Origin of the sequence: Mongoliitalea daihaiensis, from assembly GCF_021596945.1 — a bacterium.
Taxonomy (GTDB): Bacteria; Bacteroidota; Bacteroidia; order Cytophagales; family Cyclobacteriaceae; genus Mongoliitalea; species Mongoliitalea daihaiensis.
The window spans coordinates 285742-306262 of sequence record NZ_CP063779.1 but is presented as its reverse complement, the minus strand read 5'-3'; the positions used below and the strand labels follow the sequence as shown (position 1 = coordinate 306262).

Sequence of the window (20521 nt, the reverse complement as noted above, 5' to 3'; positions counted from 1 at the left end):
GGAAAGCTAGGGATTTGAAAATGGTAGAAATCTTTGCTAAGTTCGAATTGCCAAAGGTAAATTATGTCCAAAATTTCAGAAGTCATGTCTAAAATTTTCAAATACAGCAAAAATTTCTACGTGCTCTTCACACTTTTTTTCATCATTTGGATGGTCTTTATCGACTCTAATGACATTGTTTCTCAGTTTAAATTAGGATCTAAGCTAAAAGAGCTAAAAAATCAGAAAGAATTTTACTTGGAGCGAAAAGAAAAAATCAAAGCTGATAGGGAAGAGTTGATGAGTAACTACGAATTGTTGGAAAAATTTGCCCGAGAGCGCTATTATATGAAGAAGAAAACGGAGGATTTGTATGTGGTGGTGGAAGAATAGGCTATTGCTTGCATTTATAGCGATCCTATTTACACAAGCGTCGTTTGCGCAGCGGGTGATTGAACCGGAAGAAAGGCCTTCTCTTAAAGATCGAATGTATGTCGGAGGAAATTTTGGGATGTCTTTTGGGACCATTACTTTCATTGACTTATCACCCTTGGCTGGGGTTATGATTACAGATAAGCTGTCTTCTGGGTTAGGAGCTACTTATCAATATTTCAATGACAGTCGGTTTATCGGTGGATCCAATTCTCTTTTTGGAGGAAGAGTTTTTTCTCGTTTCAATATTTTTCCAAATGTTTTTTTACATGCTGAATACGAAACCTTAAACTTTGAAGTATTCAACTTTTCCTCAGATTCATTTAGAAGAGAGTGGGTAGATGCCCTACTGGTTGGGGGAGGGTATTTTATGCCTTTTGGGAATAGAGGAGGAGTCAACTTTACCTTTTTATACAACCTTAATTTTGATATCCGCCGATCTCCATACAATGAACCTTATGTGATCCGTGTTGGTTTAGTGTTTTAGTAATCTTCCAATATTTTTATGATGCCATCTTTTGTTGAAAAATTAGCTCAAGCACATCAAAATTGTCCGGAATGTCCATCTTCAAAAATCATTCAGGGATTTTTTGAAGACTTACTCGGTATTTTGTTTCCGGATTTCTCTGCTGAACTTTTAAAAGATCCAGATCAAATTCAGCATAAACTAGATGAGTTGAAATGCAGATTGAGTGGCTTATTAATTAAAAATAAACACTTGCATCAATCGGATGGGGGAGAGCTTGCAGACGATTTTTTCAATCAATTAGACTCGGTTTATGAGTTGCTTTTACAAGATGTGCAAGCAATGTATGATGGTGATCCAGCGGCCAAATCATTAACAGAAGTTATTAGATGCTATCCTGGATTTTATGCAGTTACAGCCTATCGAATTGCTCATGCCTTATACACTCTTGGCATCGGCTTAATTCCTCGTATGATCACAGAGTATGCCCATAGCAAGACAGGGATAGATATCCACCCTGGAGCGACCATTGGTCCTAAATTCTGTATAGATCATGGTACGGGCATCGTTATTGGAGAGACGACTACAATTGGTGAATGTGTGAAAATATATCAAGGTGTTACCTTAGGTGCTTTGAGTGTGGAAAAGAATGATGCAGATAAGAAACGCCATCCCACCATCGAAGATCATGTAGTTATTTACGCGGGGGCAACTATACTAGGTGGCAATACGATTATAGGAAAGCATTCAGTAGTTGGAGGAAATGTGTGGTTGACTAAATCCATTCCTCCACAATCTAAAGTGTATTACCAAGCAAATATGCAGGACCCCTCTGGAGGACATCGTGAAACCTATATCATTAAGACCTAATGTATATTGAAAAACTTATAGGGAATACTCCTTTGGTTGGACTTCGTACCATCCCAACAAATCCAGGAGTTCAGATATATTGTAAATTGGAGGGACAAAACCCTGGCGGATCTGTGAAAGATAGAGCAGCTTACAATATGCTGAAATCTGCTCTTGATAGAGGAACGATTCAAGCGGATGCTAATTTGGTAGAGGCTACGAGTGGGAATACGGGCATTGCATTGGCGATGGTTGCTAACTTTTTGGGTTTGCATATGACTTTAGTGATGCCAGATAACTCAACCAAAGAGCGGATTTTATCCATGGAAGCGTATGGTGCAAAGGTGATTCTAACACCTGCGGCAAAAACTATCGAATTCTCTCGTGAATTGGCAGAAAAGATGGCCCGTGAAGAGGGTTATGTCATGTTGGATCAATTTGCCAATCCGGACAATTACATGGCTCACTACTACAGCACAGGACCTGAAATTTGGAAAGATACGGAGGGGAAAGTCACCCATTTTGTGTCTGCTATGGGTACGACAGGCACAATTATGGGCGTGTCCAAATACCTAAAAGAGCAAAATCCAGCTATACAGATTGTAGGAACTCAACCTACAGATGGTTCCAATATACCCGGAATCCGTCGGTGGTCACCTGAATTTTTGCCCAAAATCTTTGACCCTTCCCGTGTAGATCGAGTGATTGATGTCAGCCAAGAACAGGCTACAACAATGACTCGAAGAATGGCGAAAGAGGAAGGGATTTTGGCAGGTATGAGCAGCGGAGGAGCCCTTCATGCGGCGCTTCAGATTGCACAGGAATTAGACCATGGAGTCATTGTCTGTATCACATGCGATAGAGGGGATCGCTACTTAAGTTCTGATTTGTTTGGTTGAAACCCAAGTTTATTTCATTTATCTAGCGAAATGTAAGAGGAATCTTTAACGTTTTTCCTGATACGATTCATGAAATAAAAAAAGCATCCTAAGTTGTATGCCATAAGTCCAAAGACCAGAAGGGCAGGATTTAGATTTGTATTAGTATCTTGTACATAGGCAACCAAAAAGCCCACGGGTAGACCTACCATGAAAAAACAAAGCGCTAAATTTATTAATGCTTTTTTATTGAATGTTAACGTTCCAATTGCAAGCACGGCATGATGGTTTAAATTTTAAGAATCGAATGTAGTTGAAATTGGATTATTATGCAAGTATACCGATTTTTCATTGGTATTTTCCACTCGGATGCACCCAAGGCTCTCGATACGATCGCTTTAATAATTTTGTGGCTTCAGGATCATTTACTACAAGTTTATTACTTGGATCATAACTCAAAGGCCTGCCAAGATCCATAGAAAGATTGGCTAAGATGCAGGAAGCAGTAGAAATGTGACTGCTATAAATGGGCGCATTTGGCTCATTGTTGCTCCGCAAGGCTTCTAACAGGTATTGAAAGTGTCTACGGGTCGCTGGTGCTGCATGGATTTCCATCCCGGCTTCAGTCAAATCTTCGGGATATTTTTCCCGCTCATATAAGCAATCAAATACTTGAATCGCTCCGTCCGGATAGGGTATAAATTCTGCTTTGAAAGGAGACCCTGCCAACATTCCATGTTCTCCATAAATCTTAAACCCCCAAGGGTATTCAGGGTCCACGGGGTTTCCCCATGTTCGGTGCTGCCAGTTTACTGTCACATGGGTGAATTCGAAAACAGCTGTCTGAGTGTCTGCCGTATTTGATTGGCCAGTATTCTGTACAAAAACACCACCCTTAGCTGAAATGGTATGTGGCCAGCCCAAATCCAGCATCCATCGAACGGCATCCAACATATGTACGGCCATATCGCCTGTAATGCCATTGCCATACTCCATAAACGAGCGCCAATGCAGTCCATGGGGTAATCCCGTATAGGGTCTCATAGGGGCAGGACCTGTCCAAAAGTCATAATCAAAATAATCGGGGATTTTTTGAACCTCTTTGGTTTTATTTTCCCGCATATGGTAATAGCAGAAAATATCCGCTGCAGCAATCTTGCCTAACTTACCTGTATCTATGACCGCTTGTTTGGCTTCAATCAAATGTGGGGTGCTGCGCCGCTGAAGGCCTACCTGAACTACCTTTCCATATTTTTTTGTAGCTGCTACCACGGCTTCTCCTTCTAATACATCTACCGAAACAGGTTTTTGCATGTAGGCATGTGAACCTGATTCCAAGGCAGCAATAGTCTGTAAGGCATGCCAATGATCCGGAGTACCAATTATGGTAATATCCAATGTGTGGTTGCGAAGCAGCTCTCGGTAATCTTTGTACAACTGAGGAGGAGAGGCTTGAGGTTGGCGCTGGGCCAACAGTTTTGCAGCTTCCTCTAGTTGCTTGCGGTCTACATCACAGAGGGCAACCACCTCACAGGAAGCGATTTGAAGTAAACGGAAAAGATCGCTTTTTCCATACCAGCCTGTGCCTATAACAGCTACTTTTATGGGATTAGTATTCCCGATAAACCCTGTGGAGAGCGTTCCAAGGCTAGATAGTGCTAGCAGTGCAGCACTTTTTTTCAGAAAATCCCTTCTTCCGGGAGTTGAGACTGTTTTCATATGCAAGGAAAAACCATCTCAAGTTACAAAAAGGTAAGGGGAAGACAAGTTGGTTTTAGGAAAAGCTTACGCCTAGTTTTTCTCCCAACTGTGTCAAATCCTCGACTACCGGTTGAAGAAGTGGGATGCCTTCTTTTATTCGGATGGCTTCCAGTTCGCGTTCAGGATCGCCTGGAATCAATACTTTTTCCTGTCCTTCGACTGGAGTAGCACTTCTAAATCTGCTGATCCAAGTATCCATATGGTCTTTGAAGTCATCTGCGGGTCTAAAAGCATCTACTCTCATAGCACCAAAAAAGTGGCCCAAACCTTCCCCAACTGGGTTAGGATCCGGCTCTAGGAAAGCTACAAATGGCGGAACCCAAGGCCCGTAATTTGCACCGGATAATACTGCTGAGAAGATGTCCACAATCGCTCCAAGTGCATATCCTTTGTGGGATCCGTGATCTCGATCACCACCCAAAGGAAGGAGAGCTCCCCCTTTTTTGACACCGTTAGCATCTTTAGTAGGCACTCCTTGAGGATCCTGTACCCAGCCTAGCGGAGCTTCTTGGTTTTTTCGTTGTAATATTTCTAGTTTACCGTTGGCTGCCGTTGTTGTGGCCATGTCAGCTACAAATGGGGGTTGTTGATTCGCTGGAATTGCTACGGATATAGGGTTTGTGCCCAACAAGCGCTCTTTGGAAAAAGTGGGTGATACCAAGGGACTGGCATTGGTCAACGAGATACCAATCATGTCATGTTCCAAGGCCATCATGGCATGGTAACCTGCTATTCCATAATGGTTACTGTTTTTAACGGACACCCAACCTGTACCAGCAGTTTTAGCTTTTTCAATGGCTACTTGCATAGCGAAAGGAGCGACCACTAGTCCTAGCCCCCCGTCTCCATCCACTACGGCTGTACTGGGTGTTTCGTAGGTGACGCGTATGTTGGGGTTGGCATTGATTCTTCCTTTTTCCCATAAGCGTACATAGCCAGAAAGTCTTGCCACACCATGAGAATCTACTCCACGCAAGTCTGCTGAGACCAATACGTCGGCAGCAATGTTGGCATCTTTGTCCGAGCAGCCAATTTTTTTTAGGATCTCAATCGTAAACTGTCGGAGGTGTTCGTATGTAAAATTCATTCGGTTTGTAGGTCTTATTTCTCTGCGACTGCAAGAGAATCTTTTCCCATCAGTTGGGCGATGGCCCCTTCTTTGAGGGCAAAATTAGAACATACTAATAGTTCTACCGAAAGGAATCCTAAAATAAATTCAATCAAACAAGATGCGACGACAATCATGTCCACACGCATTGGAATCATGCCAGGGATTTTGAGTCGCTCCTCTTTCGGTAAGGTATGTAATTGGTTGGAAATTTGGTCGAAGGCAGTTCTTGGGAGTAAAAACACGCTCTCCTCTCTGGTTTTGTGCTTGTGCAAAGAAGCATAGTAGATGTCGGATAAAGTATCAAAGGTTCCGGAAGCACCCACAAATCGTGATGGTTGGTAATTCTGTATAGCTACGCTTAATTCTTCGAGGTTGCCTGCAAGGTATTCAAATAGGTTTTCGGTTTCTTCGGGAAGGATTGGATCATGGTAATGAAAAAGATCCAACATCCGCTGTCCTCCTATCTCAAAGCTTTGTTTCCAAAGTACGGATTGTTGGGTGCCGATGATAAATTCCACAGACCCCCCACCAATGTCCATCATAAGAGAGACATCTTCATTTAATGCCCCACTGAGACGGATGCCTTCATAGATCATTTGGGCTTCTTGGACCCCATCGATGACGTTGATGTTTATACCGATTGTCTGTAATACTTTCGTTACAAAAGCTTGCCCATTTTCGGCATTTCTTACGGCAGAAGTGGCGAAAGCAAAGATTTCTGTAATTCCTTCTCCATCTATTAGGTTTTTAAAGTGTTGAAGGGTATGCAAGGCTCTTTTTTCGGCATCGGCTTGAATTAATCGTTGGTTAATCCCTCCTTGTCCGATCTTCACAGCAACTTTTTCTTTGTATAAAGTCGCGTATTTTTCCCCGATAATCTCTACCAACAACAAATGAAATGTGTTGGTGCCCATGTCGATAATTGCAGCCTTTCTAGGTCTCATACTCACCTATTTTTAAGTTGTGCGAATATAGAAACATAATCTTAAAAACTACCACTCTATTTTCAGTCAATTTTATTGGCGCACAATGAGATGATGGATGAACTTTGGTAAATTATATAGTCATTGACCAATAAATTTTTCTCACTATCGCAGTCCTTACTTATATTTGACCTAGATAAATTTTAAATACAAGAAATCGATTGTAAGAGAAAAGCAATTTTATAGGTGATTTTTTCTTATGAGACTCCAAAATAACTATCGAAAGCAAATATTATACATATGAAAAGTCAAGTCAAAGGAATTTACAGCCTACCTTCCAATAAAGAAAAATTTGAACTTTTAGAAAAAAAGAATCAAGAAGCATTACTTGGTGGTGGGGCCAAAAGAGTTGATGCGCAGCACAAAAAAGGGAAATTGACAGCCAGAGAGCGCATTGATTTTTTGATGGATGAAGGTACCTTCCAAGAGGTTGACAAGTTTGTAATGCATAGAGCCAAAGATTTTGGTTTGGACAAAGAGCATTATTTAGGAGATGGTGTAATTACCGGCTATGGTGAAATTAATGGGCGTTTAGTTTACGTTTATTCCCAAGATTTTACTGTTTTTGGGGGCTCACTTTCCGAAACTCACGCAGAAAAAATCTGTAAAATCATGGATATGGCCATGAAAAATGGTGCTCCGGTGATTGGGTTGAATGATTCAGGAGGTGCCCGTATCCAAGAAGGAGTAGTTTCTTTGGGAGGCTATGCAGATATATTTTATCGCAATACCTTGGCTTCTGGAGTAGTGCCTCAGATATCAGCCATTATGGGACCTTGTGCTGGAGGAGCGGTTTATTCCCCAGCGATTACTGACTTTATTTTGATGGTAGAGAATACCTCCTATATGTTTGTGACTGGTCCTAATGTGGTGAAAACAGTAACCCAAGAAACGGTAACCGCAGAAGAATTAGGCGGTGCAAGTACACACAGTACCAAAAGCGGGGTGACTCATTTTGCTTGTTCAAATGAGTTAGATTGCATCAATCATATCAAGCAATTACTAAGTTATATTCCTCAAAACTGTGAGGATCAAGCTCCTGTTTATGAATACGATCAAAAGGCTGATGAGTCTAGACCACAGCTGGATACAATCATACCTGATAATCCAAACCACCCATATGATATCAGAGAAGTTGTTCAGGGAATAGTAGATGAAGCTTCCTTCATGGAAGTCCATAAAAACTATGCAGATAATATTGTAGTAGGTTTTGCACGTTTAGCTGGTAGAAGCATCGGGATTGTTGGAAATCAACCTCAATCTATGGCTGGGGTTTTGGATAATGATGCCTCTATTAAGGCCGCTCGCTTTGTGCGCTTTTGTGATTCTTTCAATGTACCTTTGCTGGTGCTTGTTGATGTACCAGGATTCCTCCCTGGGACAGATCAAGAATGGAACGGAATCATTGTCAATGGAGCCAAACTCCTGTATGCATTTTCAGAAGCTACGGTACCAAGAGTGACTGTAATCACCCGGAAAGCATATGGAGGTGCTTATGACGTGATGAATTCCAAGCACATCGGTGCTGATTTGAATTTTGCATGGCCTACTGCTGAAATAGCCGTCATGGGCGCCAAAGGTGCTGCCGAAATCATTTTCAAACGGGAAATTGCCGAGTCTGAAAATCCAGAAGAAAAACTCCAAGAAAAAATCAATGAGTACACTGCTAAGTTTGCCAACCCATACCGTGCAGCCCATAGGGGCTTCGTAGACGAAGTTATCCTACCATCCGAAACCCGCGAAAGACTCATCCGAGCCTATAAAATGCTTGAAAACAAAGTAGATAAGCTGCCAAGAAAGAAGCATGGGAATATACCTTTGTAACGTGATTAGTTATTAAGTGACTAGTTGATTAAGTAGGGTAATAAATGGTTAATCGTTGAGTATATTTTGAGAAGTATAATTTTGTATCAATCTAAATGAAAGGATTTTGGAGTTTAGGTCATTTGAAGAATTGGAAGTTTGGAAAAAGGGTAGAGAAGTAAGGTTGTTTGTTAGGGATTTGGTGAAGAAATTTCCCAGTGAAGAAAAGTATGTCCTTACATACCAAATAAGGAAATCATCTCGATCAATCACTAATAATATAGCAGAAGGCCATGGAAGATTTTCTTATCAGGAAAACATTCAATTCTGCAGAGTATCAAGAGGATCCTTAACAGAAACCCTTGATCATGTGATTGTAGCGGTAGATGAGGAATACATAACCCAACAAGACCTTATTGATTTTAGAATTCTTTATAATGATTGCTTGAAATTACTCAATGGTTACATATCTTATCTAAAAAAGGCTAAAACCAACAGCCCCAAACCCTAACCACTCAATAAACTAATCACTAATCACTCAATAAACTAATCACTCAATAAACTAATCACTCAATCCACTAATCACTTATGTCCTTCCTAACTAACTACCTCAACAACGCCTCTCCGACCGGGTTCGAGGCATCTGGACAACAAATTTGGCTGGATTATGTCAAGCCATATGTGGACACTTATTTTACTGATAACTATGGAACAGCTGTTGGCGTCCTGAATCCAGATCATCCTTTTAAAGTAGTCATTGAAGCCCATGCTGATGAAATCTCTTGGTTTGTCAATTACATCACCCCAGAAGGTTATATTTATGTGCGTAGAAATGGAGGATCAGATCACATGATAGCTCCATCCATGAGGGTCAATATCCATACGGACAAAGGAGTGATTCCTGGAGTCTTTGGCTGGCCCGCCATCCATGTACGAAAGGATGGCAAAGAAGAGGCCCCAACATTGGATAACATCTTTATAGATGTAGGTGCTCGCACCAAGGATGAAGTTTTAGAGATGGGAGTTCACGTAGGTTGTGTCATTACTTTCAAAGATGAACTTCAAGAGTTGAATGGAAAATTTCTTTCCGGAAGAGCATTGGACAATCGAATCGGAGGATTCATGATTGCAGAAGTACTGCGCAAAATCAAGGAATCTGGGATACAACTTCCTTTTGGCTTGTACGTCGTCAATGCTGTGCAAGAGGAGATAGGCTTAAGAGGAGCGGAAATGATTGCCGCCCGAATCAAGCCTAATGTGGCTATTGTAACAGATGTCTGTCACGATACTACAGCTCCAATGTATAGCAAAATTGTCTCTGGTGATCAAGCAGCAGGCAAAGGACCTGTTCTTACGTACGGTGCTGCTGTTCATAAGAAATTATTGGATCTGATCATCGCAACTGCCACAAAAAAGAATATTCCTTTCCAGCGAGCAGCAGCTTCTAGAAGTACAGGTACTGATACCGATGCTTTTGCCTATTCCAATGAAGGTGTACCTTCAGCCTTGATTTCTTTACCTTTAAAGTACATGCATACTACTGTGGAAACTGCTAGTAAAGAAGATGTTGAAAACGTGATTGAGCTGATGTACTCCTTCTTGTTGGATTTTGATCCTGCTTATGATTTCAGGTATATAGTTTGATCGAAATAAAAGTTGAAGGAGGATTAAGGATAAAAAATTTTTATGGTTCTCATAAGAATTTTTTAGTGGCTTATTTTAGGTTTATTCCTTAAATCCCCCTTATTTAGATTGAAAAAGAAAATCAGAGTAGATTCGCTTCGAAAAATAAATCGAAAATTTTCATGAGTAAGCATAAAATCCAGCAAAATAAAATTAGAATTGCCATCCTGTTGACTTTCATTCTGGCCATTATTGTTGGTAAGAATGTTTTAGAGCGGAGGAGTTTTAATGATCTTGGAAAATCTTTTATATCTGTTTATGAGGATAGGCTTGTTGTAGAAGGGTACATCTTCTCTATATCCGAAAATCTATTTCGGATTAAGCTCTTGGTCAATCACTGTGAATTGGAAAGTGACTATTCGAATGTCATCGGTGAAATAGAAACGCTGGAAGAAAAGATTCTTGCAGTAGTAGAGGATTTTGAAAAGACAGGGCTTACAGCTAATGAAGCCATTTTTTTAACAGATTTCAGAACAATCATTGAAGAAAATCTACGCATTGTTAATTATGACTTGCTGTATTCAGATTCCGATGGAATTAACCTCACTCAGGTTAGGTCTTATAATGAATCCATAGAACAAGCGCTCATAGATCTAGAAAAGCTTTCTCAAATACAGATGGAGGAAGGAAAAAGATTGGCAGATGAGGCTGATAGAGTTGTCAATAAGTCAAAGATTTGGGCTCAGTTTGAATTGGTCGCATTAATTGTGCTTGCGCTGATTATTTATTTGCTTTTATACACCAAACGAACTATCAACTCGGAGTTTTTGCAATAAAAAAAGGCTGAATTTCAGCCTTTTTTTATTTGTAAAATTTGATGAATTTACAAAGCGTAAGCGCGGTCACCGGGATTGTAGTCTATACACGCATCGTATCTTCCCGGAGCCTCAAAGAATCTCAGCTGCTGAGTAGCACCTATTTCTGATGTAAAGTATCCCAAGACAGTTAGATCTTGGAGCATTCCTAAAATGGTTGGAACCAATTCTTCGGGGCTTTCTACACTAGCTTTACCAGCTGCCTTTAACTCATTCAAATAAGCAGTTCGCTCTTCGACACTAACATCCATGAAGTCTTTTCCTGTCGCTTTTTTGAAATCTTTTCTCAATAGATTCAAACCGTCAACAAAACTTGTTTGTTGCTCGCTATTGTAAGTGTCGGTCACCATCATTACCATAAAGGCACCAATTTCGGTTGCTTTGGCTCCTGGAGTATCCGTCGTAGGGATGATAGCCTCTCCGAGTTCATCCAGAAAGGCAATATCCTTAGGAGTGAAATTTAATCCTACAAGTTGATCTTCTGGAGCACAGCCTGTTAGGAGTACATTAGCTCCTACAAAAGCTCCTCCCATCATCAATGCCACGCCTTTTAAAGCATCTCTTCTATTCATTGTCATGATTTCTAGGTTCAGAGGTTAAAGATTTCCTTTTTTTAGTTCACTAACTGCAAAGTCTACTGCTCTGGCAGTCAAAGCCATATACGTCAGGGAGGGGTTTTGTGCCGCTCCAGAAGTCATGCATGCACCATCTGTGACAAACACATTTTTGCAATCCCATACCTGATTGTTGCCATTCAAAACAGAGGTTTTGGGATCTCTACCCATGCGGGCAGTTCCCATCTCATGTATCCCTTGTCCAAAGGTATAGCCAGCATCAAATGCCTTGACATTTTTCAATCCTGCTGCTTCCAGCATTTCGGCAGCATCATTCATCATGTCTACACGCATCTTTTTTTCATTTTCCTTGATTTCTGCATTCATAACCAAGGCTTCCATCCCCCATTTATCTTTTACTTCTTTGCTAAACTTGATAGTATTTTCATGGTACGGAAGAATTTCACCAAAAGCAGTGATACCCATAGACCATGGTCCCGGTTCACTCAATGCTTCTTTTAATGGTGCACCATAGTTCATTTCTGCTACATTTCTGCTCCATCCTGAACGGGAAGCTGCTCCTTGATAACCAAATCCTCTGAGGTAGTCACGTTTGTCATCCCCTACGTTCCTGAATCTTGGGATATATACACCATTTGGCCTTCTGCCAAAATAGTATTTATCTTCATATCCCTCCGCAATGCCGTTAGCACCCAATCTGAAGTGATGGTCCATCACATTGTGGCCCAACTCACCGGAGCTGCTACCCAACCCTTCAGGCCAAATATCTGTAGCAGAACGCATCAAAATAGCCGTTGAATTGAAGGCAGAAGCGCATAAGAAAACTATTTTGGCATTGTATTCATACGTTTGATTATTCTCTGCATCCAATACTTCTACACCTGTAGCTTTTTGACTGTCTCTATCATACAATACTTTTGTCACGATCGACCAAGGTCTTAAAGTCAGATTTCCCGTCGCCATAGCCGCAGGTAAGGTAGAAGACTGTGTACTGAAGTAGCCTCCAAATGGGCATCCCAGCCAACATTTATTTCTAAACTGGCATTTTACGCGATTTTGTAGTGGTTCAGTCAGGTTAGCAACGCGGCCAATGGTTACGATTCTTCTGCCATCCCATTTTTCCTTTACGCGGGCAGCAACATCTTTTTCCACACAGTTGAGTGGCATAGGAGGTTGAAATTCTCCATCTGGAAGTACCCAATACCCATCCTTATTTCCCGATATACCTGCAAATTTCTCTACATATGAATACCATGGAGCAAGGTCCTTGTACCGAATTGGCCAATCTACTGCTATACCTTCCTTCAAGTTAGCTTCAAAATCAATATCACCTAAACGGTAACTTTGCCTTCCCCACATTAAGGAACGTCCACCTACCTGATAGCCTCTAAACCAAGTAAATGGTTTTTCTTCTACATATGGAGAGTCTTTTTCATGTGCCCACCAGTCCAAATTCTGCTCATTAAGTACATAATCTCTTCTTAGATTGGGATGGTTTTCCAACATTTCTACGGTTCTCCTCCCTCTGTGAGGAATTTCCCAAGGTGCCTGTGTTGCCGTTTTGTAGTCTTTGATATGCTCTACATTTTGTCCTCTTTCCAAAAGGAGAACCTTAAGCCCCTTTTCTGCCAACTCTTTCGCTGCCCAACCGCCACTGATTCCTGAACCGACAACGATTGCGTCATAGGTATTTTCTGCCATAATAGATTTATTTGTTTGAGTTTATTGTCATTATACGTCACATATTCTAATTGCCTGCTCCAAAGAAGCGATTTTATCAGATGCTTTTGGGGCAAATTCCTGCGCCACAAAACCTTTGAAGCCGGTTTCGACGATAGCCTTGATTACTGCAGGATAGTTAATTTCCTGTGAATCATCAATTTCACCCCTTCCAGGATTTCCTGCTGTATGATAATGCCCGAAATAAGTGTGGTTTTCCCGAATAGTCCTGATCAAGTCACCCTCATCGATTTGCATATGATAGATGTCATACAAGAGTTTGAAGTTTTCAGAATCTACACGCTTGCATAACTCTACTCCCCAAGCACTTCTGTCACACATATAATCCTTGTGGTCAATCTTACTATTTAAAAGCTCCATATGCAAGATGACTCCGTGTTTTTCAGCCAAATGGATGATTTTTTTCAAGCCTTCCATACAATTGTTCAGTCCTGTTTCATCATCCATACCATTTCTGTTGCCTGAAAAGCAAATTAGGTTAGTATATCCAGCCTCAGCTACCAGAGGAATCAGCTCAGAATAATTTTTAATCAATTGAGCGTGATTGTTTGGATCGTTGAACCCTTGCGTTAAGCTGATTTCTGCACCATTACACATAGAACACTCGACCCCATGTGCTTTGATGGTAGGCCAATCCTTAGGTCCCAATAGATCAATGGCATTGAACCCAATTTTTTTAATCGTCTGACATAAGCCTTCCAGTCCAAGATAGCTATAGGTCCAGTATGATACAGCATGCCTAACATTGCCTTTCAATTGCCTGTCAATGTTTGTTTCAGCAAGGGAAAAACCTAAGCCCGTACTGCCGAGTGCGAGCCCAGAGAGAGCCATTTTTTTTAAAACTTTTCTTCTATTTTCTGTATTCATAGGGATTAGGCATTAATCTTCGTGACTTTTTCATTTTTGAAGAATATCGTGAATAGAATCACTACTACTAAGGCGATTCCTGACGGAATCATCCAAATAGAAGACCAATCGTGATTTCCATCGCTGATCAAATACATATCTGTAATCGCTCCAGCAACTGCAAAACCTATCAACATCCCGACCCCATAGGTAGCCAGTGTAATCAACCCTTGCGCAGCAGATTGGAATTTTGCTCCTGCTTTAGAGTCTGTATAAATCTGACCGGATACAAAGAAAAAATCATAACATATCCCATGAAGGGCAATTCCGATAATCAAAAGATATAGTCCTCCGTCTGCATCACCGATAGCAAATAAAGCATAGCGCAATACCCAAGCAATCATTCCCAATAATATGGTCACCTTAAAGCCAAATCGTTTGAAGAAAACTGGTAACAACAATAGGAATAAGGCCTCTGATATCTGCCCTAAAGTCATTTTCCCCGTGGGATCGCTCACTCCGATTTCAGCCAAAAACGGATTTGCATTTTGATAATAAAAAGCTAAGGGAATACAAATCAGTATTGAAGAAATGAAGAAAACGGCGAAGTTTCTATCCTTTAAAAGTGCCAATGCATCGAGTCCCAAGAAGTCGGCGATTCGTACTTTTTCATTTTTGTCAGCTCTTGGGGGAGTTTTCGGAAGGGTAAAACTGAATAGGCCTAGGGTGATAGAGGTGATAGCAGCCATCAAGAAGGTGTATTTCAATTGACCTGCTGCCAGATTTTCGGCAGCATCCCATTTAAATAAATAACTGATTGCCAAACCTGCCGCTATCCAACCAATAGTGCCCCATACACGGATGGATGCAAACTCAGCCTCAGGATTTTTCATCTGTCGAAATGAAACAGAGTTGACCAACGCTAGTGTAGGCATGAATAAAATCATATACAGAAATACGGCCGGATAAAATGTTTCAAAACTACTGGACTGATAGCAGAAGTACATTAAAACCCCACCTGCGATATGTAATACTCCAAGAATTCTCTCTGCATTGAAATAGCGATCGGCAATCAATCCTATGATAAAAGGTGCGATAATCGCTCCAAATGATTGGGTAGAAAAAGCTGCGCCAATTTGGGTTCCGCTGGAGTTGAGGTTGGTTCCAAGGAATGTACCTAAGGTAACAAACCAGGAGCCCCAAATAAAAAACTCCAAAAACATCATAAAGGATAATTTCGAGCGGGTTAGTGAATTCATAGTGAAAGGTTTAATTGGTTGACTTGCTAATTGATAAAATGTATTAAAATTTATTTGAGCTCTAAATATAAGCTTTTTATATAATTTGAGAATACTGAACTATGATGATTCAAATTGTTGATTTTGCACGAACTAAGTCTAACCGTTCATAAAATCTTTTTGCAAATACCATAGATTGAGCAAGAAGCTAGCTATTTTTAATTTATCTTAAAGTTACAACCGGTTATTCAGATGTTGGCTAGTTACCATTTAAAACGATTGAATAGGATTGATTCTTTCTATCCAATCCTATTCTAAAACTTTGCTGTTGGTATAGAGACAAAAAATAGTATTTTTTGGTATGATGAAAAAATGCAGGTTGTACTCATAAAAAAAATTCTTTCCAAAATTAACCACGATAGCTATGAACAAGCTAAAAAAATTGAAAATGGGAATGATTGGAGGCGGTCCAGGCGCTTTTATCGGTGCGATTCATCGAAATGCCGCCTTGATGGATGGTCTAATTGAACTCACAGCAGGCGTTTTTAGTAGTGATCCCCTCAAATCTAAACAGATGGGCGAGGAATTGATGCTTGATCCATCTCGAGTGTATGCTAGTTATGATGAAATGTTTGCTAATGAATTGCTACTTCCAATAGATGAGCGAATTGACATTGTCAGCATTGTGACGCCTAATCATGTACATTTTGACACGGCAAAAAAAGCATTGGAACTTGGCTTTCATGTAGTCCTAGATAAGCCGATGACCTTGAATTATACAGAGGCTAAAATCCTGTATAAATGCATTACAGAAAGTCAAGGACTTTTCTGCCTGACTCATACCTATACAGGTTACCCGATGGTGAAGCAAATGAAACAAATGATTCAACAAGGTGCCATAGGTACCGTAAAAAAAGTCTATGTAGAATACCCGCAAGGGTGGCTGTACAGATTGCTGGAATATGAAAATAAGCAAGCTTCTTGGAGGACTGATCCAAAAAGAAACGGAGAGGCAGGTTGCTTTGGGGATATTGGAACTCATGCCTTTAATTTAGCTGAATATGTAACTGGATTAGAGGTAGTCCAACTGTGTGCCTCATTGGATATAAAGGTTGAAGGTAGGTTTGTCGACGATGACGGGGTTGTGTTGATGCGTTTTTCTAATGGAGCAACGGGAGTCTTAACAGCTTCACAAATCAATACAGGAGCGGAAAACAATTTAAAAATCCGTGTGTATGGAGATGCTGGAGGTTTGGAATGGGAGCAAGAATTAAATAACTCACTCACGGTGAGATGGCCTGATAAACCTGCCGAAGTATATCGTGCTGGTACATCCTATCTTGGTAGTTTGGCAAAGGCCAATACACGTACGCCAGCAGGACATCCAGAAGGCTACATTGAAGCCTTTGCGAATATTTATCGGAATTTTGCACGAACGATCTATGCCAAAAGAAAGGATGAAGAACCTGTATCTGAATGGTTGGACTTCCCAGGTGCAACTGATGGTATTCGTGGGATGGCATTTATTCAAAAGGTTTTGGAAAGTAACGCTTCCCATCAAAAATGGATCCCGTTTTCGGTACAACTGGATTAATTCTGGCAATCCGTACTGCCATAAAATCAGAATTTATTAATTTAGCCTCACTACAAGAGAGTAACTTTCAACCTAAAAACCTAAATCAATGAAAACTATCAAAGGTCCTGCAATTTTTCTGGCCCAGTTTGCGGATGATCAAGCACCATTCAATTCACTGAAAAGTATTTGTGAGTGGATGGCGTCCATAGGCTACAAAGGCGTGCAAATTCCATCTTGGGATAAACGCTTGATAGATCTAGAAAAAGCAGCATCTAGCAAAACTTACGCGGATGAAATCAAAGGAATTGTGAACGATGCTGGTTTGGAAATTACAGAGCTTTCTACCCATCTTCAAGGACAGTTAGTGGCTGTTCATCCGGCATATAATGAACTTTTTGATGGATTTGCCCCCAAAGAAATGGCCGGAGATTTGAAAGCAAAAACGGCATGGGCCACCCAGCAATTAAAAGATGCTGCCAAAGCTTCTGCTAATTTAGGATTAGATGCGCACGCGACTTTTTCTGGTGCATTGATGTGGCATTTGGTGTACCCTTGGCCTCAAAGACCGGCAGGATTGGTTGACACTGCTTTTGGGGAATTAGCGAAACGATGGTTGCCTATTTTGAATGAATTTGACACCTATGGAGTAGATCTTTGTTATGAACTTCATCCAGGAGAGGACTTGCACGATGGTGTAACCTTTGAAATGTTTTTGGACAAAGTGAATCAACATTCGCGTGCCAATATCTTATACGATCCCTCCCATTTCGTATTGCAATGTTTGGATTATGTTCAATTCATCGATTTCTATCATGAACGGATCAAAATGTTTCATGTGAAAGATGCTGAATTTAATCCAACTGGCAAGCAGGGAGTCTATGGAGGATTTCAAGGATGGGTGGACCGTGCTGGAAGATTTCGCTCCTTAGGTGATGGGCAAGTTGATTTTGGCGCTATCTTTAGCAAACTCTCTCAATATAATTATAGCGGTTGGGCTGTGTTGGAATGGGAATGTGCCATCAAGCATCCAGAGCAAGGCGCTATAGAAGGAGCGCCATTCATTCAAGACCACATCATCCGAGTGACTGACAAAGCCTTTGATGATTTTGCAGGAACTGGAGCTGATGAATCATTCAACAAACGGGTATTAGGAATTTAAAAAAACAAATAAATAGAATCAATTATGAAAGTACTGAAATCATTTTCAATTGGAGTTGTTACCATCGCGGCATTGAGTTTTGCATGTGGTGGTGGGGGTTCTTCCTCAGAGACTGCAAGTTCAACACCTGCGGCACCTGTAAAGGTTAGTTTGGAGGATAAATACAAGGACGATCCTATCTTTATTGAAGGTTCTGCAAAAGCTAAACAAGCTGGCTGTACTGCCTGTCACATGATCGAGCGTAAAATCGTTGGACCTTCTTACGCAGATGTTGCCGAGAAGTATGCCAATACTCCTGAAAATATTGAGATGCTGACTGCCCATGTCATCAACGGGAATGTTGGTAACTGGGGTGAAATCCAAATGCCTGCACATCCTCAGTTGGCGAAAGAAGAGGTGGAAACAATTATCAAGTATGTACTTTTATTGAAACGATGATATGAAGAAAATCTTATACCCGGCTTTGATGAGTGCCACTTTGCTAGTTGCATGTGGTGGACCGTCCACTGAAACGACTGTGGAAGAAGTTGAAATTGCAAAAGAAAACGAATGGATAAGCTTATTTGACGGAGAAACGCTTACAGGTTGGAAGAAGTTTGGAGGCGAAGAAGTAGGCGCAGCTTGGAAAGTACAAGATGGAGCGATCTACCTAGACGCAACAAATAAAAAAGATTGGCAAACAGCTGACGGAGGCGATATCGTTACAGTTGAGGAATTTGATAATTTCCATTTTCAAGTGGAGTGGAAAATCGCAAAGGATGGTAATTCAGGAATTATGTTTTTTGTACAGGACAATGGAGAATATGCCTATCCATGGATGACAGGTCCGGAAATGCAGGTGTTGGATAACGAAGGTCATCCAGATGCACAGATCCGTACGCATCGGGCGGGGGATTTGTACGACCTAATCGAATCTAGTGAAGAGACTGTCAAGCCGGTAGGCCAGTGGAATCTTGCTGAGATCATCGCAAAGGATGGTAATCTAGAACTTCATTTGAATGGCACCATGGTTGTTTCTACTACTATGTGGACCCCTGAATGGGAAGAAATGATTGCAAACAGTAAGTTTAAAGATATGCCTGGTTTTGGGAAGTATAAGAAAGGAAAGATTTCCTTGCAAGACCATGGGGATGAAGTTTGGTTTAGAAATATCCGAATCAAACAGCTTTAACAAACACTATCTGATACAATATTCACAAAAAAGGAGCCTTTTAAAGACTCCTTTTTTATTGAGCGATGGGGTAGCGGTATCGTGCCCAATCCATGATTCCACCTTCCAAATTGTATATTTTTTCAAAGCCATGTTTTTGAAGCAGCCGTGCCGCCTGCATACTTCTCGCCCCAACAGTACAGTACACATAGATGGCTTGGTCTTTAGGTAGGGTTTGGATTTGCTTTTCAAAATCAGCTTTATAAATATCCATGAGAACGGCATTAGCTAGTTTGGCTTGTTTGAATTCTGCTTGGGTGCGCACATCCAAAACGATTCCTGGAGTTTCCGTGCTCATTTGGTAAAACTCATCAGCCTTGAGTCGATGAATTTTCCCTTTTACTGTCTCTGCATTGGAACTGCTAGATTCATTGGGCTGACAGGAAACAACGGTAAAAAGAGCTAGCGCAAGTGTAGCTATTGTAATTAGTTTGTGCATGAAAATCAATTTATGGCGAAAAATAGATGTTTTTGTTCCAAATTTCTGTAACAGGTGTCACTTCTGGCTTTGAGTGAGGTTGATATTGTTACTGAATGATTCTTGTCCAATTCCTATTTTATAGAAAGCATTAACAAAAATAAAGTATTGATTTTTGAGTCATGGTGTAAAAAAGTATCTTTCAGACGTTTCTACTAGATCAAATTTCGAGTATTTGGGAGAGAAGTAGTTGTCTATTCATGCGTCAGAATCATAGCTTCCAATCGATTGAAGCTTTTTTCCATCAATCCATTATAGTCGTTGGTTGATTGATAAGCCTTGGGGTCAATAGGTGCTGAGAAGTAAATCTGAACTACGCCAGGTTTTAATAAAATAGAACCCCGTTTCATAATTTTATCAGCTCCAATTACTGCCATCGGCAAGATGGGAACTCCTGTTTCTACTGAAATGCGGAACGCCCCTCTTTGAAAAGGAAGGAGTGTTTCGTCACTATCATTTCTTGTTCCCTCTGGTGCCACGACTACAGAGATATCCTTTTGCAGGATTTCTAAGAGTTTCTGAACGGATTTCTTTCGAGATTCTGGGCTTTTTCTATCTACCCACACGGCCACCCTTGATAAAAATAAACCAAAAAAAGGGACTTTGGATAATTCCTTTTTACCTATGGCCCGTATTTCTTGCGGGATGGCAATAGGGATTACTGGGGCATCAATAAAGGATCGGTGATTGAAGATATATATATAAGGTGTGTTGGCCTGAATATGCTCTCTTCCTTCAATTTTGTATCGGATTCCCGAGCAAAAGGACCAAACTTTAGCCCAAATCCGGATAAAAAAGAAGGAAATTTTTCCTCCTTTGGGACTGACGAGCAGGGGGACAAGCACAAAAAGACCTAGGAGCATCATCAGGCTAATGAAAATTAATGCAGCATAAATGGTGTAAATCCACTGAATGGCTTTCATTTCTTCGTAGGGTTTG

The 20521-nt window shown here is 40.8% G+C and carries 21 protein-coding genes; 12 read left to right on the top strand and 9 right to left on the bottom strand.

Annotated elements, in window-relative coordinates:
• The first annotated feature begins 84 nt into the window (after positions 1-84).
• The 4 genes from IPZ59_RS01000 to cysM are packed head-to-tail and all read left to right on the top strand — an operon-like array spanning position 85 to position 2625.
• A complete protein-coding gene (locus IPZ59_RS01000) occupies positions 85-372 on the top strand; it encodes an FtsB family cell division protein (RefSeq protein ID WP_236139750.1) in 288 nt (95 codons plus the stop codon).
• Complete coding sequence (locus IPZ59_RS00995; RefSeq protein WP_236138028.1) at positions 353-898, top strand: hypothetical protein; 546 nt, start codon at positions 353-355, stop codon at positions 896-898. The genes IPZ59_RS01000 and IPZ59_RS00995 overlap by 20 nt, the downstream gene beginning before the upstream one ends.
• A 21-nt stretch (positions 899-919) precedes the next feature.
• Positions 920-1747, top strand: coding sequence for a serine O-acetyltransferase EpsC (gene epsC / locus IPZ59_RS00990; protein ID WP_236139749.1), 828 nt, complete (start codon positions 920-922; stop codon positions 1745-1747).
• Positions 1747-2625, top strand: coding sequence for a cysteine synthase CysM (gene cysM / locus IPZ59_RS00985; RefSeq protein ID WP_236138027.1), 879 nt, complete (start codon positions 1747-1749; stop codon positions 2623-2625). Before epsC ends, cysM begins: the two co-directional genes overlap by 1 nt.
• Before the next feature lie 327 nt (positions 2626-2952).
• On the opposite strand, the gene IPZ59_RS00980 is transcribed toward cysM, so the two are convergent.
• Genes IPZ59_RS00980 through IPZ59_RS00970 form a run of 3 tightly spaced genes read right to left on the bottom strand, consistent with a single transcriptional unit; the run spans position 2953 to position 6420 of the window.
• Positions 2953-4323 (bottom strand): Gfo/Idh/MocA family protein, encoded by a 1371-nt coding sequence (locus tag IPZ59_RS00980; RefSeq protein WP_236138026.1) that lies wholly within the window; start codon positions 4321-4323, stop codon positions 2953-2955.
• Positions 4324-4378: 55 nt separating this feature from the next.
• A complete protein-coding gene (locus IPZ59_RS00975) occupies positions 4379-5452 on the bottom strand; it encodes an Ldh family oxidoreductase (RefSeq protein ID WP_236138025.1) in 1074 nt (357 codons plus the stop codon).
• A gap of 14 nt (positions 5453-5466) precedes the next feature.
• A complete protein-coding gene (locus tag IPZ59_RS00970; protein WP_236138024.1) occupies positions 5467-6420 on the bottom strand; it encodes a Ppx/GppA phosphatase family protein in 954 nt (317 codons plus the stop codon).
• 279 nt (positions 6421-6699) lie between these two features.
• Between IPZ59_RS00970 and IPZ59_RS00965 the strand changes: the two genes are divergently transcribed.
• The 4 genes from IPZ59_RS00965 to IPZ59_RS00950 all read left to right on the top strand — a co-directional run bounded on the left by IPZ59_RS00965 (position 6700) and on the right by IPZ59_RS00950 (position 10721).
• Positions 6700-8283, top strand: a complete 1584-nt coding sequence (locus tag IPZ59_RS00965; protein ID WP_236138023.1) for an acyl-CoA carboxylase subunit beta — start codon at positions 6700-6702, stop codon at positions 8281-8283.
• A 106-nt stretch (positions 8284-8389) separates the two neighbouring features.
• Entirely contained in the window at positions 8390-8773 is a 384-nt protein-coding gene (locus tag IPZ59_RS00960) for a four helix bundle protein (protein WP_236138022.1), read from the top strand.
• Between the two features lie 77 nt (positions 8774-8850).
• The gene (locus IPZ59_RS00955) at positions 8851-9906 is read left to right on the top strand and encodes a M42 family metallopeptidase (RefSeq protein ID WP_236138021.1); all 1056 of its coding nucleotides are present in this window, start codon (positions 8851-8853) and stop codon (positions 9904-9906) included.
• 161 nt (positions 9907-10067) lie between these two features.
• On the top strand, positions 10068-10721 hold the full coding sequence (locus tag IPZ59_RS00950; protein WP_236138020.1) for an MCP four helix bundle domain-containing protein: 654 nt from the start codon (positions 10068-10070) through the stop codon (positions 10719-10721).
• Between the two features lie 47 nt (positions 10722-10768).
• Here the strand turns inward: IPZ59_RS00950 and IPZ59_RS00945 are convergent, their stop codons facing one another.
• Genes IPZ59_RS00945 through IPZ59_RS00930 form a run of 4 tightly spaced genes read right to left on the bottom strand, consistent with a single transcriptional unit; the run spans position 10769 to position 15180 of the window.
• Entirely contained in the window at positions 10769-11338 is a 570-nt protein-coding gene (locus tag IPZ59_RS00945) for a gluconate 2-dehydrogenase subunit 3 family protein (RefSeq protein WP_236138019.1), read from the bottom strand.
• Positions 11339-11356: 18 nt separating this feature from the next.
• Positions 11357-13036 carry a GMC oxidoreductase gene (locus tag IPZ59_RS00940; protein ID WP_236138018.1) on the bottom strand — a complete coding sequence of 560 codons (1680 nt, stop codon included), beginning with the start codon at positions 13034-13036 and terminating at the stop codon, positions 11357-11359.
• 30 nt (positions 13037-13066) lie between these two features.
• A complete protein-coding gene (locus IPZ59_RS00935) occupies positions 13067-13942 on the bottom strand; it encodes a hydroxypyruvate isomerase family protein (protein ID WP_236138017.1) in 876 nt (291 codons plus the stop codon).
• A gap of 5 nt (positions 13943-13947) precedes the next feature.
• Positions 13948-15180: a nucleoside permease gene (locus IPZ59_RS00930; RefSeq protein ID WP_236138016.1), complete on the bottom strand. Its 1233-nt coding sequence runs from the start codon at positions 15178-15180 to the stop codon at positions 13948-13950.
• A gap of 403 nt (positions 15181-15583) precedes the next feature.
• Between IPZ59_RS00930 and IPZ59_RS00925 the strand changes: the two genes are divergently transcribed.
• From IPZ59_RS00925 to IPZ59_RS00910, 4 genes are all read left to right on the top strand, one after another.
• Positions 15584-16753 carry a Gfo/Idh/MocA family protein gene (locus IPZ59_RS00925; RefSeq protein ID WP_236138015.1) on the top strand — a complete coding sequence of 390 codons (1170 nt, stop codon included), beginning with the start codon at positions 15584-15586 and terminating at the stop codon, positions 16751-16753.
• Positions 16754-16841: 88 nt separating this feature from the next.
• Positions 16842-17894, top strand: coding sequence for a sugar phosphate isomerase/epimerase family protein (locus IPZ59_RS00920; RefSeq protein ID WP_236138014.1), 1053 nt, complete (start codon positions 16842-16844; stop codon positions 17892-17894).
• Positions 17895-17918: 24 nt separating this feature from the next.
• Positions 17919-18332: a c-type cytochrome gene (locus tag IPZ59_RS00915; protein WP_236138013.1), complete on the top strand. Its 414-nt coding sequence runs from the start codon at positions 17919-17921 to the stop codon at positions 18330-18332.
• Between the two features lies 1 nt (position 18333).
• A complete protein-coding gene (locus tag IPZ59_RS00910) occupies positions 18334-19065 on the top strand; it encodes a 3-keto-disaccharide hydrolase (RefSeq protein WP_236138012.1) in 732 nt (243 codons plus the stop codon).
• A 55-nt stretch (positions 19066-19120) separates the two neighbouring features.
• Here IPZ59_RS00910 and IPZ59_RS00905 read toward each other — a convergent pair whose 3' ends face one another.
• A complete protein-coding gene (locus IPZ59_RS00905) occupies positions 19121-19543 on the bottom strand; it encodes a rhodanese-like domain-containing protein (RefSeq protein WP_236138011.1) in 423 nt (140 codons plus the stop codon).
• Between the two features lie 233 nt (positions 19544-19776).
• On the bottom strand, positions 19777-20505 hold the full coding sequence (locus tag IPZ59_RS00900; protein ID WP_236139748.1) for a lysophospholipid acyltransferase family protein: 729 nt from the start codon (positions 20503-20505) through the stop codon (positions 19777-19779).
• Between the last annotated feature and the right edge of the window lie 16 nt (positions 20506-20521).